19 protein-coding genes are annotated in these 13,807 nt (G+C 66.0%); 15 read left to right on the top strand and 4 right to left on the bottom strand.

What is annotated here, in order from left to right; translation table 11 throughout:
* Positions 1-55: 55 nt before the first annotated feature.
* Positions 56-931, bottom strand: coding sequence for a phosphatase PAP2 family protein (locus tag DMY87_RS00495; RefSeq protein WP_110789347.1), 876 nt, complete (start codon positions 929-931; stop codon positions 56-58).
* 445 nt (positions 932-1,376) lie between these two features.
* On the opposite strand from DMY87_RS00495, the gene DMY87_RS00490 reads away from it, so the two are divergent.
* The 8 genes from DMY87_RS00490 (at position 1,377) to DMY87_RS00450 (ending at position 6,694) form a co-directional block, all read left to right on the top strand.
* Complete coding sequence (locus DMY87_RS00490) at positions 1,377-1,691, top strand: DUF6107 family protein (RefSeq protein ID WP_110789346.1); 315 nt, start codon at positions 1,377-1,379, stop codon at positions 1,689-1,691.
* Positions 1,692-1,968: 277 nt separating this feature from the next.
* Positions 1,969-2,544 (top strand): HK97 family phage prohead protease, encoded by a 576-nt coding sequence (locus DMY87_RS00485; protein ID WP_110789345.1) that lies wholly within the window; start codon positions 1,969-1,971, stop codon positions 2,542-2,544.
* A gap of 31 nt (positions 2,545-2,575) precedes the next feature.
* Positions 2,576-3,862, top strand: coding sequence for a phage major capsid protein (locus DMY87_RS00480; protein WP_110790305.1), 1,287 nt, complete (start codon positions 2,576-2,578; stop codon positions 3,860-3,862).
* 336 nt (positions 3,863-4,198) lie between these two features.
* Positions 4,199-4,768: a head-tail connector protein gene (locus tag DMY87_RS00475; RefSeq protein WP_110789344.1), complete on the top strand. Its 570-nt coding sequence runs from the start codon at positions 4,199-4,201 to the stop codon at positions 4,766-4,768.
* A 2-nt stretch (positions 4,769-4,770) separates the two neighbouring features.
* Positions 4,771-5,106 carry a phage head closure protein gene (locus DMY87_RS00470; protein ID WP_110789343.1) on the top strand — a complete coding sequence of 112 codons (336 nt, stop codon included), beginning with the start codon at positions 4,771-4,773 and terminating at the stop codon, positions 5,104-5,106.
* 305 nt (positions 5,107-5,411) lie between these two features.
* Positions 5,412-5,810 (top strand): DUF3168 domain-containing protein, encoded by a 399-nt coding sequence (locus tag DMY87_RS00460; protein ID WP_110789341.1) that lies wholly within the window; start codon positions 5,412-5,414, stop codon positions 5,808-5,810.
* Positions 5,811-5,898: 88 nt separating this feature from the next.
* The gene (locus tag DMY87_RS00455) at positions 5,899-6,255 is read left to right on the top strand and encodes a nucleotidyltransferase domain-containing protein (RefSeq protein WP_110789340.1); all 357 of its coding nucleotides are present in this window, start codon (positions 5,899-5,901) and stop codon (positions 6,253-6,255) included.
* Positions 6,227-6,694, top strand: coding sequence for a HEPN domain-containing protein (locus DMY87_RS00450; RefSeq protein WP_165826114.1), 468 nt, complete (start codon positions 6,227-6,229; stop codon positions 6,692-6,694). The genes DMY87_RS00455 and DMY87_RS00450 overlap by 29 nt, the downstream gene beginning before the upstream one ends.
* On the opposite strand, the gene DMY87_RS00445 is transcribed toward DMY87_RS00450, so the two are convergent.
* Positions 6,691-7,890: an MFS transporter gene (locus DMY87_RS00445; RefSeq protein WP_245408777.1), complete on the bottom strand. Its 1,200-nt coding sequence runs from the start codon at positions 7,888-7,890 to the stop codon at positions 6,691-6,693. The genes DMY87_RS00450 and DMY87_RS00445 overlap by 4 nt on opposite strands.
* Before the next feature lie 489 nt (positions 7,891-8,379).
* On the opposite strand from DMY87_RS00445, the gene DMY87_RS00440 reads away from it, so the two are divergent.
* The 3 genes from DMY87_RS00440 to DMY87_RS00430 are packed head-to-tail and all read left to right on the top strand — an operon-like array spanning position 8,380 to position 9,411.
* Positions 8,380-8,787 (top strand): phage major tail protein, TP901-1 family, encoded by a 408-nt coding sequence (locus tag DMY87_RS00440; RefSeq protein ID WP_110789338.1) that lies wholly within the window; start codon positions 8,380-8,382, stop codon positions 8,785-8,787.
* 7 nt (positions 8,788-8,794) lie between these two features.
* Complete coding sequence (locus tag DMY87_RS00435; RefSeq protein WP_110789337.1) at positions 8,795-9,205, top strand: gene transfer agent family protein; 411 nt, start codon at positions 8,795-8,797, stop codon at positions 9,203-9,205.
* Positions 9,202-9,411, top strand: a complete 210-nt coding sequence (locus DMY87_RS00430; RefSeq protein ID WP_110789336.1) for a phage tail assembly chaperone — start codon at positions 9,202-9,204, stop codon at positions 9,409-9,411. Before DMY87_RS00435 ends, DMY87_RS00430 begins: the two co-directional genes overlap by 4 nt.
* 103 nt (positions 9,412-9,514) lie before the next feature.
* On the opposite strand, the gene DMY87_RS00425 is transcribed toward DMY87_RS00430, so the two are convergent.
* Both DMY87_RS00425 and DMY87_RS00420 read right to left on the bottom strand, forming a co-directional pair.
* Positions 9,515-9,787: a Txe/YoeB family addiction module toxin gene (locus DMY87_RS00425; RefSeq protein WP_110789335.1), complete on the bottom strand. Its 273-nt coding sequence runs from the start codon at positions 9,785-9,787 to the stop codon at positions 9,515-9,517.
* Position 9,788: 1 nt separating this feature from the next.
* Positions 9,789-10,040, bottom strand: coding sequence for a type II toxin-antitoxin system Phd/YefM family antitoxin (locus DMY87_RS00420; protein WP_110789334.1), 252 nt, complete (start codon positions 10,038-10,040; stop codon positions 9,789-9,791).
* 346 nt (positions 10,041-10,386) lie between these two features.
* Here DMY87_RS00420 and DMY87_RS00415 point away from each other — a divergent pair, with 346 nt between their 5' ends.
* From DMY87_RS00415 to DMY87_RS00400, 4 genes are all read left to right on the top strand, one after another.
* Positions 10,387-10,995 (top strand): phage tail tape measure protein, encoded by a 609-nt coding sequence (locus DMY87_RS00415; protein WP_110789333.1) that lies wholly within the window; start codon positions 10,387-10,389, stop codon positions 10,993-10,995.
* Positions 10,996-11,243: 248 nt separating this feature from the next.
* Positions 11,244-11,876: a DUF2460 domain-containing protein gene (locus DMY87_RS00410; RefSeq protein WP_110789332.1), complete on the top strand. Its 633-nt coding sequence runs from the start codon at positions 11,244-11,246 to the stop codon at positions 11,874-11,876.
* Positions 11,873-12,769, top strand: a complete 897-nt coding sequence (locus tag DMY87_RS00405) for a DUF2163 domain-containing protein (RefSeq protein WP_110789331.1) — start codon at positions 11,873-11,875, stop codon at positions 12,767-12,769. Before DMY87_RS00410 ends, DMY87_RS00405 begins: the two co-directional genes overlap by 4 nt.
* Positions 12,770-12,954: 185 nt before the next feature.
* Positions 12,955-13,569, top strand: a complete 615-nt coding sequence (locus DMY87_RS00400) for a heparin lyase I family protein (protein WP_110789330.1) — start codon at positions 12,955-12,957, stop codon at positions 13,567-13,569.
* Positions 13,570-13,807 lie beyond the last annotated feature (238 nt).

Here is a 13,807-nt window from a genome sequence, read left to right as displayed (position 1 = left end):
CGGCACCTCAGGGCGAGGGGATTTCCACTGCGTGCCCGGTGCGCGAGCCCGCTCTTCAGTCCTGCCGCTCGGCCTTTGTCGATGGCGCAGGCTGCAGTAGCGCAGGCGACAGTGACAGCCGGCTTGTGACGGCGTCGAGGACGCGGGCGATGGCTCTTCGGCGCGCGGCATGCAGGCGGTGGCCGAAATCGGTGAGGGCGGCTTCGAGCTTGATGTCGCAGGACTGGACACCCGGTCGACCATAGAAGAGGTGGCCGAGGGCGATCGACAGCATGGCCATCAGGCCTGATGCAATCAGCACATCGGAGAGGAAATGCGCGCCAAAGGCAATGCGGTTGAGCGCGGTGAGCGCCGCAAAAAGGCTGAGCAGGCAGAAGACGCAGCGGCGCCAGACGACCGGCACGAAAAAGGCGAGCGGGATGAGACAGGTGACGACGGCGGCTTCGCCCGAGACGAAGGAACGGTCGTCGAAATAATCGCCGCCGAGCGCCCAGGCATGGATGAAATGCTCGGTGCCGCCGAAATCGATGATGCTGCGCGGCCGGGGGCGATCGATGAGCGGTTTCAGGATGCCGTTGACGGTGAGCGCCGGGCCGAGCAGGAAGAGGCTGGAAAAATAGAGCGTGAAGCGCGGCGGAAAGAGCGATGCCCGCGAGGGATAGATGAGCTTGAGCACCAGCCCGATCACCAGCACGATGGTGAGTGCCAGCGGAAAATACTGGCCGAAGGCGCGGAAGGTGTTGAGCGCCGTCATTTTCGTCGCCGGGAACCCCTGGCCCTCGACATAGAAAAAGTGGCTGACGGCGAGATCCACCGCCGGAAACGAAACGAAGAATGCCGACAGTGACAGCGTGACGAGAGTGGCGAGAAGCAGCGGTTTTTCCGCAACGGTGCCGCGCGGCGCACGCGCCGCGTCGATGACATAGACCATGATGTGACCCCAAACATATTACCCCGCATGCACATAGGCAGGCCTTGATGAAAGGCGTGTGACGGTCGCGTTTGCGATCTGGGAAATACGTGTCCGGGCCTCGTCCTTCGAGGCCCTCGCTTTGCGAGGGCGCCTCAGGATGAGGGGAGAGAGTTGGTTTCGCGGGCGGCCTTGTCGCGGGACAGCCGACCTGGCTGCAGGGCGGGCCGGCGCCGTCTGTTGAATCGGAATGTGAGCGACTTCACGCAGCAGGTTCACATGCGGAATCGCGGTGTGAACATCCTCGCCCAAGAGATTCAGAATATTCGAAAAAATCCGCCGCCATCACCTGGATAGGGCCGCAGTCCGTTGCAGTCGAAGGGGAAGGTTTGCGCCGGCCGCAGCCTTTTGGGCGGGATCGTACCGGCCGGCGCAGACATCAAGCCTATCAGCGAAAGATGAACAAATGACTGACTTCAGCCATGACGGCGGCGTTTTTTCTGCGCGCCTGATCGGGGCGGTCGCGGGCTCCGCGATTTCGCTCGTCTACCTCCTGCCCAAACATCGCCGCGAGGCGGCGGTGCGTTTCCTGACCGGGCTCGCCTGCGGGCTGATCTTCGGCGGGCCGACGGGTCTCTGGGGCGCGACCCGGCTCGGTATCGAGCCGGACCTGTCCTCCGCCGAGATCATGCTGGCCGGCGCCACGCTCGCGTCTTTCACTGCCTGGTGGGGGCTGGGCGTGCTGGTGCGGCTGACGGGGCGGGCGGGGGAGAAGGTTTGAGTGGCACGCTGCGACTGTCGTTCACCCTGTGACCAAAAAGCCCCTCATCCGCCCTTCGGGCACCTTCTCCCCGCAGGCGGGGAGAAGGGCGATGCGGCCGGCGTGGTGCCCCCTTCTCCCCGTTCACGGGGAGAAGGTCCCGGCAGGGGGATGAGGGGCGGTTCTATCATCAAGCGCCGATCGGTGATCACCCCCACCCGCCGCTTTGCGGCGACCTCCCCCCCTCGAGGGGGGAGGTGTGAGAGCCGCGACACACGAACATCACGAGGAGAGACACATGCAGCGCGAGCAAGGGCCGGGCGGCCAGAGTTTTCGATATGCGGGGCTGACGCTGAAGGGGGTTGCCGGCGACGGGACGTTTTCCGGTTATGCCAGCCTGTTCGGCGAGGTCGATCTCGGCCGCGATGCGATCGAGCCCGGGGCTTTTTCGGCCTCGATCGACAAGCGCGGGGCAGGCGGCGTGCGCATGCTGTTCCAGCACGATCCGGCCGAGGTGATCGGCCGCTGGACGGTTTTGCGCGAGGACGCGCGCGGGCTTTATGTCGAGGGCAAGCTGGCAACCGATGTGGCCCGCGCCCGCGAGGTGCTGGCGCTGATGAAGGCAGGCGCGCTCGACGGGCTGTCGATCGGCTTTCGCGCGGTGAAGACGCGCAGCGATCGCAAGGCCGGGGTGCGGCGCATTCTGGAGGCGGATCTCTGGGAGATCTCGGTCGTGACCTTTCCCATGCTGCCGACGGCGCGTGTCTCCAATGTCAAGCATCGGCGGTTCTACCGCGACAGGGAAACCGAGCTCGTGCGGCTGATGCGCCGGGCGGCGAGGGCGATGGCGAGCAATCATTTCAACAGGGGATGACGAGATGGATCAGGCGAAAGGACAGGGCATGATGACGGACGACGGTACGGGGGCGAAGGGGGCGGGCAAGCCGGTTTCGCCGGCGCGCGCGCCACTCGAGGTGAAAGCGGCACCCGACACGGTGACGGCGGCTTTCGAGGAGCTGATGAGCGCCTTTGAGGCGTTCAAGGAGGGCAATGACCAGCGGCTGGCGGAAATCGAGGACAAGCTGACAAGCGACGTCGTGACCCGCGACAAGGTCGAGCGGATCAACAAGGCGATCGACGATCAGGGGCGGCTTCTCGACGAGCTGGTGCTGAAGAAGCTCCGGCCGCAACTCTCGCGGCCGGGGCGCGACGACCAGGTGTCTGCCGAACACAAGGCGGCCTTCGAGGCCTATGTCAGGCGCGGCGACGACCAGGCCTTGCGCGATCTCGACCAGAAGGCGCTCTCGGCCGGTGTTTCGGGTGACGGCGGCTATCTCGTGCCGCCGCAGATGGATGGCGAGATTGGCCGCAGGCTGACCGCCATTTCGCCGATCCGCGCGCTCGCCACCGTGCGGCAGGTGTCGGGGTCAGTGCTGAAGAAGCCGTTTGCGGCAGCGGGGTTTGCCAGCGGCTGGGTGGCGGAGACGGCGGCAAGGCCGCAGACCGGCACGCCGGAACTTTCCGAACTCGCCTTCCCGACCATGGAGCTCTATGCCATGCCGGCGGCAACCCAGGGGCTGCTTGACGATGCGGCTGTTGATATCGAGGCCTGGATTGCGGCGGAAGTCGACATCGCCTTTGCCGAACAGGAGGGCGTTGCCTTCGTCTCCGGCGATGGCGTCAACCGGCCGAAGGGCTTTCTGAGTTATCCGCAGGTGGCCGACGACGCCTGGGAATGGGGCAAGATCGGCACGGTGGCGACCGGGGCGGCGGGCGCCTTTGCCGCAAGCGGGGCGTCGGACGTGCTGATCAACGCGGTTTATGCGCTGAAGGCGGGGCATCGCCAGAACGGCACATTCGTCATGAGCCGGCGCAGCCAGGGCGCGGTGCGCAAGCTGAAGGATGCCGACGGCAACTATCTCTGGGCGCCCCCCGCCCGCGCCGGCGATCCGGCCTCGCTGATGGGCTTCCCGGTCGCCGAATCCGAGGCCATGCCGGAGATTGCGGCGAATGCCACGGCGATTGCGTTTGGCGATTTTCGCGCCGGCTATCTGGTGGTGGACCGGGTCGGCGTGCGGGTGCTGCGTGATCCCTATTCGGCCAAACCTTACGTGCTGTTTTACACGAAGAAGCGCGTGGGCGGCGGCGTGCAGGATTTCGAGGCGATCAAACTGGTGAAGTTCGGGGTGTGAGGCATTGACCCTCCCCTTGGACGGGGAGGTGGGTGGCCTTGGCCGCCCGTTGAAACAGGCCCCTCATCCGCCCTTCGGGCACCTTCTCCCCGCCCCTTCGACAGGCTCAGGGCGGGGAGAAGGGCGAATGCGGCCAGCGGCGTGCCCCCTTCTCCCCGTTCACGGGGAGAAGGTCCCGGCAGGGGGATGAGGGGCAGTCCTCATGCTGAGGTGCCCGCGTCAGCGGGCCTCGAAGCATCGGCCCCCGCGAGGGTGGCCTCGTCCTTCGAGGCCCGGCTGGGCCGGGCACCTCAGGATGAGGGGTTTGCTTTCATTTCCATATTCAAAGGATCTCCCATGACCATCATCGACCTTACTCCGCCGTTGGCGGAGCCACTGACGCTTGCCGAGGTGAAGGCGCATCTGCGGCTGGATACCGAGGACGAGGACACCCTGCTCGGCTCGCTGATCACGGTCGCGCGCGAACATCTGGAGCGGGAGACCGGGCTGGTGCTGGCGATCAGAGATTTCCGGCTTTGCCTCGATGCCTGGCCGGACGACGGCATTTTGACGATCGCGCGCGGGCCGGTGCGGCAGGTGACGGATGTGACGGTGTATGACGGCGATGGCGTCGGTCAGGCCGTGGATCTGACCGGGCATTTGCTTGATGGCGAGGCGCGGCCGGCGCGGCTTTGGCTGCGCGATGTGCCTCAGCCGGGGCGGGTCTTGAACGGCATCGAGGTGGAATTTGTCGCCGGGTTTGGCGAGAGCGGTGCTGACGTGCCGGACACGCTGAAGCGGGCCATGCTGTTGCATATCGCGGCGATGTTTGCCTGCCGGGGCGTGGTGGCGCCTGAGGCCCAGCCGGCGGTGGTGCCGCCGGGATATGACCGGCTGATCGCGCCCTTTTGTCGGCGGGGGCTCTGACCATGGCGGCTCTCGATATCGATGCCGGCCGGCTGACGGCGCGGCTGGTGCTGGAAGCGCCTCAAGCCACGGATGACGGGCAGGGCGGGGCGGATGTCGTCTTTGCCGAGCAGGCCCGCGTCTGGGCACTGATCGAGCCGAAGACATTTGGCGAAGAGATCAAGGGGCCGGGGCTGGTGTCGGAGGCGACGCATCAGGTGACCTTGCGGGCACGCGGCGATCTCAGGCCGGGGCAGCGGCTGTGCAAGGACGCGCGGGTTTTCGAGATTTTGGCGTTGCGCGATCTCGACGAGACGGGGCGGTTAATGCTGGCGCTCTGCCGTGAGGTGACGGGATGAGGCGCGGCGGCGGGCGGGACCATGTGCCGGTGGCGCTCGAGGAGACCGGGGTGGTGCTGGGCGAGATGTTGCGGCGGGCGTTGACGGAGCGGTTGGCGCGGGCTGCGCGGGGAGACGCTGACGGTTCAGAGCTGGAGGGGCGACGGGCAGGGGATGATGGGGGCGGTGGCCTCGTCCTTCGAGGCCCGGCTGCGCCGGGCACCTCAGGATGAGGGGTTGGCGTGATGCATGAGGGGTTGGCGTTTGGCACGAGGGGTGGCGTGATGTGTCGGTACTCAGCTCGGGCGTGATCAGGGAGATGAACAATGGCGAATGCGGTCAATGCGTTGGCTTCGGCGCTTCAACAGGCGGTGAAGGCCGATGCGGCGCTGGCCGGGCTGCTCGGGGCGGACGGGATGACCGACCGGACGCTGCGGCCGCAGCACTTTCCGGCGCTGGTGCTGGGCACGGTCGAGGCGCGGGATTATTCGACTGGCGAGGCGGAGGGGGCGGAAATCCTGCTGGTGCTGGAGGCCTGGAGTGCGAAATCGCGGCGCGAGGCGGAAGAACTGGTGGCGGAGCTGCGCCGGGTGGCGAAGGGGCTGCCGCAGGGACTCTCTGGCTTTCGGCTGGTGAATTTCAGGCATCGGCGCACGGTGAGCCGGCGCGAGGTGAAGGCCGGGTTGTTTGTCGCGGAGGCAAGTTTTCGGGCGGTGGTGGAGTGAGGGGGGGCACGAGGGACGAAACTCGATCCTATGGAAACCGTTCACGTCCTAGGTTATCTTGCATTCAGCCGTTTCACAGGGGGCGTTGATGGGCGTGATCGCACAGAGCTTGGGTGGCCGGGTGGCCGATCCGGAGCGTTTTCCGGCGCTGAGGACACTGCTGGCGCGCATTGACGCTGCCTGCGATCCGATCGAGGTGATCCTCTATGGCAGCCGGGCGCGTGACGAGGCGACTGCACAGAGTGACTGGGACCTGAAGATCATCGTCGCCGATGACGCGCCCGAGAGCATGTTGTCGCCGCTGTTCGGCTGGACGCTGCAGGACGGATCCGGCGTGCATGCTGACGTCTCGGTCACACGCCTCTCCGACTTCCAGGCCGATCTCAAAGTGGCGAATTCGGCGGCCAGCCATATCGTTGACGACGGCATTCTGCTTTTCCGCTGAGCTGCATATCGCCAACGCCCTGCGTTTGGCCCGCGAAGATCTCGATGCGGCGCGGCTGCTATCGGGGGCGGATAATCGCAACGATGCCTATCATGCCCAGCAGACGGCAGAGAAGATGCTGCTGGCGCTTTTGACTTCGGAAGGCATCCGCGCCGAGCGACGGGATTCGCATCGCATCGACGTGTTGCGGGATCTCCTGCCTGATGCCGATCCGTTCAAGGCGCGGTTTGCGCCGCTGACCTTCCTGACCGTGTTCGCGACGACCTACCGCTATCCCAAGGATGCCGGCCGAATACCGGCGCGGGCCGAAAGGGATGAACTGGAGCGGGTACTCGTGACGCTCCAGGCGATCCTGACCGACCTCGCGGAGCATTTTGGCGTGGAGCTCTCGGCGTCGGATCGGCTGCCGGCGGCCAGATCTAACCCACCGCGCACCTAATGCAACCGCCCACTCCGCCGCGCCATCACCGCAAGCGCCAGAATAGCGACGAACGCCGTGGCGGCGAAGAGGGTGGCAAGCGTCAGGCCGGCGGTGAGGCCGGCGCGGTCGATGACGGCGGTCATCAGCACGGGGGCGGTGGCATTGGCGAGGTTTTGCGGCAGAGCGAGCCGCGCCGATTGCTGGGCAAAGCGGCTGGCGGAAAAGAAGCTGAGCGGCAGGAGCGCGCGGGCGATCGTGGTGACGCCCGACCCGAAGCCGTAAAGGGCGACGAAGGCGAAGAGTGTCGAGGGCGTGCCCTCGGTGAAGAGAATGATCAGCGGGGCGGCGGTCAGCATGGCGGTGCCGGCTAGACCGGTCGTGAGCGGTGAGGAGCGTTTGCCGAGCACCACATCGACGGCGCGGGCGGCAATGCCGAAGACGGCGCGCAGCGACCCGAGCTGCAAGGCGAGCGCTGGCGTGGCGCCGGAGACTTCCAAGACGTGGAGCAGGATCGGCGAGAGGCCGAAGGTCATCAGGCTGGCGAGCGCCGTGGCGAGTGCAATCAGGGCAAAGGCGATGCGCGCCTGGGCGGGGCTCAAGGTGAGCGGCTCGACGAGGTCGGCGGCGCGGTCTTCTGCGGAACGCTGGATCGGCATGCGGGCGAGCGCCAGATGCGCCGGCAGGCAGACAAGAAACTGCACGACGGCAGCGCCGATGAGCGCGCCGCGCCAGCCGACGGCGTCCGACGCCAGCGAGAGGAGCGGCCAGCAGATGGCCGAGGACAGGCCGGTGAAGATCATCAGGATGCCGATGGTGCGTTTGGCACCGTTGCCTTCGCGTTCCACGACGGCGGCGTAACTCGGCACCGACAACCCGCAGGCGCCGCCAAAGCCGAGGATCAGCCAGCCGAGGCCATAAAGCACGATCCCTTGAGCGGCGGCAAGAACCAGCAGGCCTGCGCCCATGGTGAGCGAGCCGAGCGCGAGCGTCCGGGCGGCGCCGTGGCGGGCGATCAGACGGCCGGTGAAGGGGCCGAGTGCCGCCATCATCAGCATCATCACGGTGAGCCCCGCAAAGGCGAGCTCATTGGCCATCCCGAGATCGGTCGCCATGGCGCGGCCGAAGACGGCCGGCATTTCGAAGGTCGTGCCCCAGCCGAGGATCTGGCAAAGCGCGAGGGATGCGACGAGCGCGAGGCGGCGGAGGGGCATCATGGGGGCTCGGGGCGGGTGGGGGAGAGCGAATAGCGAATAGGCAGTAGGCATTAGGCATTAGGCAGTAGGCAGTAGGCAGTAGGCAGTAGGCAGTAGGGTTTCTAGAGGGGGATGGGCGGGGGCGCCAGGGCGAAATCTTGGGGTGGGGGCTTCTTCTCCCCCCTTGCGGGGGAGAAAGCGAAATCGAGGAGTTGGCCCGATCAGGGCCAAACCTTGAGATTTCGCAAGTGGGGCAAGGTCAGGTTTCTGCCCCCGCAACTGAGCCCCTCTCTTGGAAAATCTGAAGTTTAGGCGGCTTGCGCTCGCCTACACCTTCTCATCGCCTTCGCGCGGCATCGCGCTCAGGCCTCCGTTCGCTGAAATCGATTCACTGGATCGATTTCTGGCCTTTGGCCACCGCTCCGAAGTCTCCCCCGCAAGGGGGAGAGAGGACCCCGCAGGCGCCTCGCCCGACAATCAATCTACACACACATCAACCAGGAGGCGGATATGGGCGCGCAGAGGGGCAAGGATCTCTTGCTGAAGATCGATGATGGGGCGGGCTTTGTCACGGTGGCGGGGCTTCGCGCCAGGCGGCTGTCGTTCAATGCGCAATCGGTGGATATCACCGATAGCGAAAGCGCCGGGCGCTGGCGGGAATTGCTGGAAGGGGCTGGCGTGCGGCGCGCCGGGCTGACGGGGTCTGGTCTGTTCAAGGACCAGGCCTCGGATGCCCTTGTGCGGGCGGCCTTCTTTGCCGGCTCGATCCTGAATTTCCAGGTGGTGATCCCCGATTTCGGCACGGTGACGGCGCCGTTCCAGGTGACGGCGCTGGACTATGCCGGCAATCACGACGGCGAAATGACCTTCGAGATCGCGCTGGAATCGGCCGGTGCCGTGTCCTTTGCGGCGCTGTGAGGCTGACATGCGGGGTTATGGAGAGAGGGACCGCGATCAGCCGGTGACGGTGAACCGCGCCAACCGCCATCGCGGCGAGGTGGAGGCTGTCATCGATGGCGAGCGGCGCATTCTGTGTTTGACGCTGGGGGCGCTGGCCGAGTTGGAGACGGCGTTCGGGGCGGAAAGCCTTGGGGATCTCGCCGCGCGGTTTTCGACCGGGCGGCTGAAAAGTGCGGATCTGATCCGCATCCTCGCCTGCGGTCTGCGCGGCGGCGGCAACCGGGTGTCCGATGCCGATGTCGCCGAGATGGCGGTCGAGGGCGGCGTGGCGGGGGCGGCGGGTGTCGTCGGCGAGCTGCTGACGGTGACGTTTCAGACGGGTGGGGCGGCGGGCGTTTCTGCCGGTGCCGGGGCGGAGACGACGGCGTCCCCTTGAGGGCCGCAGGCGGCGGGGACGAAGGGCCAAAGCCGTTTCCCTGGGGGACGGCCATGACGCTCGGGTTCCATCGCCTGCGGCTGTTACCAGAGGTGTTCTGGCGGCTGAGCCTGCCGGAATTTGTGGCGATGGCCGGCGGATTTGATCGGCCGGGCGGGATTTCGCGCGGCGAGGTGGAGCGGATGATGTTGAGGTTTCCGGATTGAGGGGCTCAAGCGGGTAGGCCGCCCCTCATCCGCCCTTCGGGCACCTTCTCCCCGCAGGCGGGGAGAAGGACGGAGGCGGCACCGCTATCCAGTTGGAAGCGGCCTATTTCTGATAGAGAAAGCGGCACTGAATGATTTCGATCTGCTGGACGCTGCCCTTGCCGGAAACGCGATAGACAAGCCGGTGTTCGCCCAGGATACGGCGAGACCAAAAGCCGCTGAGATCGCCCTTGAGCGGCTCGGGTTTTCCAAGGCCCTGGAAGGGGGATCGCTTCATATCCCGGATCAGCGTGTTGATTTTTTCGACCATGGCCGGGTCGGAACCCTGCCAGTATTCGTATTCCGCCCAGGCGTGCACGGTCCAGAGCAGGTTCATGTTACAGGGTCGGATCCCTGTCGATCAACTCTCCGCCATCAAGCTGGGCAAGGCTTTCACGCAGCCGTTCAGAATTCGCCGGCGTTGAGAGAAGATGCAGCGTTTCCTGCAGGCTCTCATATTCGCCCTCGGCCATCACGACCACGGCCTCCGATCCCTGGCGGGTGACGAGCAGCGGCGCGCGCGACGCGATCACCTCGTCGAAATGGGTCGCGATGTTTTGGCGGAACTCGGTCAGGCGGACATGGGCCATGATGGCTCTCCTGGATGGACTGTACGTAAATGTGTACGGATTGCTTTGAGGTGTCAATCGGTGTGCGGTCAACCAGGGCTTGGATTGTCTTCCCCTCATCCTGAGGTGCCCTCGCGTAAGCGAGGGCCTCGAAGGATCCGGGCGTGCGGTGATCGGTGGCCTCGTCCTTCGAGGCCCGACGGGGTCGGGCACCTCAGGATGAGGGGAGTTGTTGGTGGGCGCCTCAGGATGAGGGGGCGTTGGCGGGTGCCTCATCATGAGGGGAGCCGGCGGCGGGCGCCTGAGGATGACGGGCAGACGGTTCTGCGCGGCCACCAGTTTGCGCGTGAAAAGAAAGGAAATCTCCATGACCGATGACGACACATTGGCGCTGTCCGTCGATCTCGATGGCAGTGCGGCCTTGGCCGTGCTCGACGATCTCGAAAGCCGCTCGGCCCGGTTCGGGCGGGCACTGACGTCGGCGTTGGCGGGCGCCGTGACCGGCGGCAAGGGGCTGGAGGAGGTGCTGCGCACGGTGGGATTGCGGCTCTCCGACATCGCGCTTTCGGCCGGTTTGAAGCCGCTCGAAAATCTGCTGGGACAGGCGGCAGGCGGGTTGCTCGACGGTCTGACAACGGGGCTCGGATCGGCGCTTGGAACGGGTGTGGCTGCCTATTCCAAGGGCGGGGTGCCGGGGCGGGTCACGCCCTTTGCCGATGGCGGCGTGGTGGCGCAGCCGACGTATTTTTCAATGGCGGGCGGCACGGGCTTGATGGGCGAGGCCGGGGCGGAGGCCATTTTGCCGCTGAAGCGCGGAGCCGATGGGGCACTGGGTGTGGCCAGCGACGGCGCGGGCGCGGGTACGGTGATCCATTTTCAGGTGACGGCGACGGATGCGGCGAGTTTTGCCCGGAGCGAGGGGCAGATCACGGCGATGCTGGCGCGTTCGGTGACGCGCGGGCGGCGGGGGATGTGAGGGTGCGGGGAGCGAGTAGCCAGTAGGCAGTAGGTAGTGGGGGGGTAGGGAGAGGTGGCCTCGTCCTTCGAGGCCGGGCTGGGCCCGGCACCTCAGGATGAGGGGAAACCCGGGACCTCAGGATGAGGGGCAAGAGGCGAGGTAGGGCGGCACCGACCGCCCTCATCCTGAGGTGCCCTCTCATCGCGCGGGCCTCGAAGCATCCCTTGCGTCGAACAGGTTCAAGATCATCGTCAACGGAGGCATCCATGGCCTTTCATGAACAGCGTTTTCCGCTGCGCCTGTCGCTGACCTCAAGCGGTGGGCCGGGGCGGCAGACGGATATTGTCTCGCTGTCGAACGGCCGCGAGGCGCGCAATCGGCGCTGGCGGTTTTCCAGGCGTCGGTATGATGTCGGCTCGGCGCTGCGCTCGGTGGCCGATCTCTATGCGGTCCTGGAGTTCTTCGAGGCGCGCGGCGGGCAGCTGCATGGCTTTCGTTTTCGCGATCCGGTGGATTTCTGCTCGGTCCGGCCGGGCGAGCCGGTGACTGCGCTCGACCAGTGGATCGGGACGGGCGACGGGGTGACGGCGGGGTTTCCGCTGGTCAAGGCCTATGGCGACGGGGCGGCGGTGGAGCGGCGGCCGGTGGTGAAGCCGGTGGCGGGCAGTCTGCGGATCGCGGTGGACGGCGTGCAGCGCGAGGACGGGTTTGTGCTGGATGCGGTGACGGGGATCGTCACCTTCGCCGCCGGCCATGTCCCGCTTGAGGGGGCCGAGATCCGGGCGGGTTTTGAGTATGACGTGCCTGTGCGCTTCGACACCGACCGGATCGAGATCAATCTCGATGCTTTCAGGGCCGGGCGCATTCCCTCCATTCCGCTGATCGAGGTGATGCCATGAGGGCGATTCCGGAAGCGCTGGCCGCCCATATCGCGACGGGGGAGACGACGCTCTGCCGGGCCTGGCGGGTGACGCGGGCGGATGGAACAGTGCTTGGCTTTACCGAGCATGACCAGGCGCTGACCTTTGCCGGCACGGTGTTTGAGCCGGCAAGCGGCTTTGCGGCCAGTGAGGCGCGTGGGGCAAGCGGGCTTGCCGCACCGGGAGCGGAGATTAAGGGCGGGTTTTCGAGCGATGCGATCACGGAAGCCGATCTCGCCGCCGGGCGGTATGACGGCGCCCGCGTCGAGCTGTTTCTGGTCAACTGGCAGGCGGCCGAGGATCAGCATGTGCTGCTTTCGGTGCAGGAGATCGGCGAGGTGGTGAGGGCGGGTGCCGGCTTTTCCGCCGAACTGCGCAGCGTCGCCCATCGGCTGCAGCAGCCGCAGGGGCGGATCTATAACCGGCGCTGCGATGCGGATCTGGGTGATGTCAGATGCGGGGTGGATATGGGCGTCGGTGGGCGGCGGCGGAGTGGCCAGGTGGCGGCGGTGGTCTCGGCCGACCGGCTCACGGTTTCGGGACTGGCGGGGCTGGGCGAGGGGCATTTTCGCCTCGGGCATTTGCGCTTCGACGGCGGGGCGCTTGCCGGGCGCAGGCTGGCGATCGAGGAGAGCGGGGCTTCGGTGGACGGGCTTGTCGAGGTGCGGCTCTGGCTGCCGCTGGAGGCCATGCCGGAGGTGGGCGATGCCGTGACGCTGTCGGTCGGTTGCGACAAGAGTTTTGCCACCTGTCGAACAAGATTTTCCAACCAGATGAATTTCCAGGGTTTTCCCCATATGCCGGGCAGCGATTTTGCCTATTCCTATGTGAGCGGTGCGAGCACCCATGATGGTGGGGTTTTGTATGAGTGAGGGGGGGGTAAGAAGCCCCTCATCCGCCCTTCGGGCACCTTCTCCCCGTAAACGGGGAGAAGGAAGAGCCGCCGCCGGCTGTATTCGCCCTTCGATGAACTCAGGCGGCGGATGAGGGGCAATTACACACACTGGCCGCTCCATCCCTTCGCTATCCCCCGCAGACAACACTGAAAGGTATTGCGATGAAGATCATTTGCCCTGACGGAAACGGATATTCTTATTATGTGCAGGCGGTCGACGAGAGCCGCTATATCAGGGTCGACGGCGTCGAGACGTTTCTGGTGAAGGCCGGGGATTATTGGAACGGCGCTGGCGGCAGCGATGCCCTGAACTATCGCGAGCGCTGCGAGGCGCGGGTGACGACGGAGGATAGGGTCGGCTCGACGCAGACCTATGCGTTTCAGCTGAAGATTCCGTCCAGCTATCCGGAGTTCAGCCCGAAGCAGACGCTCGGGCAGTGGCACAATGGCGCTTACGACAGCGTCTACAACCGCTATGAGAATGGCGAATTCACCATCTGCCTCAACAATCACGACACCGACAGCTTCTTGGAATATCCGGTCACGGTGACCAAGGGGGTGTGGAACAGCTTCAGCTATACCTTCGTCTGGCATGCGCGGGCGGGGGCGGTGACGGCCAGGGTCAACGGCAAGACGGTGGTCAAGGCATCAGGGCTGGCACTGGTGCCGGCGACGGCGAGGTCGGTCTATTTCAAATACGGGATTTATCGGAACATGGCCAAGGGCTTGGTCGGGCCGGATCAGCAGGTGAGTTATCGCCAGGTCAGCCGGGGGTGAGGGGGTTGCCTAGGTTGCCCCTCATCCCCCTGCCGGGACCTTCTCCCCGCAAACGGGGAGAAAGGGGGTGCGGGGCTGGCGGCGGCTCTTCCGTCTCCCCGCCTGCGGGGAGACGGTGCCCGCCCTTCGATGCCCTCATGCTGAGGTGCCCGCGCATGAGCGCGGGCCTCGAAGCATCCTCAGGCGCGCGGTGGCCTCGTCCTTCGAGGCCCGACGCAGTCGGGCACCTCAGGATGAG

Origin of the sequence: Peteryoungia wuzhouensis (assembly GCF_003205195.1) — a bacterium.
In the GTDB taxonomy this organism is placed as follows: Bacteria; Pseudomonadota; Alphaproteobacteria; order Rhizobiales; family Rhizobiaceae; genus Allorhizobium; species Allorhizobium wuzhouense.
The sequence above is the reverse complement of the archived record's forward strand: the minus strand, read 5'-3'. Positions and strand labels throughout refer to the sequence as shown.

What these genes read in the sequence shown, in the direction of transcription:
- DMY87_RS00480 (WP_110790305.1), top strand. Translation starts at nt 2,576, where the DNA reads ATGACGGACGACGGTACGGGGGCGAAGGGGGCGGGCAAGCCGGTTTCG.
- DMY87_RS00435 (WP_110789337.1), top strand. Translation starts at nt 8,795, where the DNA reads ATGCGGGGTTATGGAGAGAGGGACCGCGATCAGCCGGTGACGGTGAAC.
- DMY87_RS00410 (WP_110789332.1), top strand. Translation starts at nt 11,244, where the DNA reads ATGGCCTTTCATGAACAGCGTTTTCCGCTGCGCCTGTCGCTGACCTCA.
- DMY87_RS00400 (WP_110789330.1), top strand. Translation starts at nt 12,955, where the DNA reads ATGAAGATCATTTGCCCTGACGGAAACGGATATTCTTATTATGTGCAG.
- DMY87_RS00405 (WP_110789331.1), top strand. Translation starts at nt 11,873, where the DNA reads ATGAGGGCGATTCCGGAAGCGCTGGCCGCCCATATCGCGACGGGGGAG.
- DMY87_RS00475 (WP_110789344.1), top strand. Translation starts at nt 4,199, where the DNA reads ATGACCATCATCGACCTTACTCCGCCGTTGGCGGAGCCACTGACGCTT.
- DMY87_RS00490 (WP_110789346.1), top strand. Translation starts at nt 1,377, where the DNA reads ATGACTGACTTCAGCCATGACGGCGGCGTTTTTTCTGCGCGCCTGATC.
- DMY87_RS00440 (WP_110789338.1), top strand. Translation starts at nt 8,380, where the DNA reads ATGGGCGCGCAGAGGGGCAAGGATCTCTTGCTGAAGATCGATGATGGG.
- DMY87_RS00495 (WP_110789347.1), bottom strand. Translation starts at nt 931, where the DNA reads ATGGTCTATGTCATCGACGCGGCGCGTGCGCCGCGCGGCACCGTTGCG.
- DMY87_RS00420 (WP_110789334.1), bottom strand. Translation starts at nt 10,040, where the DNA reads ATGGCCCATGTCCGCCTGACCGAGTTCCGCCAAAACATCGCGACCCAT.
- DMY87_RS00455 (WP_110789340.1), top strand. Translation starts at nt 5,899, where the DNA reads ATGGGCGTGATCGCACAGAGCTTGGGTGGCCGGGTGGCCGATCCGGAG.
- DMY87_RS00485 (WP_110789345.1), top strand. Translation starts at nt 1,969, where the DNA reads ATGCAGCGCGAGCAAGGGCCGGGCGGCCAGAGTTTTCGATATGCGGGG.
- DMY87_RS00415 (WP_110789333.1), top strand. Translation starts at nt 10,387, where the DNA reads ATGACCGATGACGACACATTGGCGCTGTCCGTCGATCTCGATGGCAGT.
- DMY87_RS00425 (WP_110789335.1), bottom strand. Translation starts at nt 9,787, where the DNA reads ATGAACCTGCTCTGGACCGTGCACGCCTGGGCGGAATACGAATACTGG.
- DMY87_RS00460 (WP_110789341.1), top strand. Translation starts at nt 5,412, where the DNA reads ATGGCGAATGCGGTCAATGCGTTGGCTTCGGCGCTTCAACAGGCGGTG.
- DMY87_RS00445 (WP_245408777.1), bottom strand. Translation starts at nt 7,890, where the DNA reads ATGATGCCCCTCCGCCGCCTCGCGCTCGTCGCATCCCTCGCGCTTTGC.
- DMY87_RS00470 (WP_110789343.1), top strand. Translation starts at nt 4,771, where the DNA reads ATGGCGGCTCTCGATATCGATGCCGGCCGGCTGACGGCGCGGCTGGTG.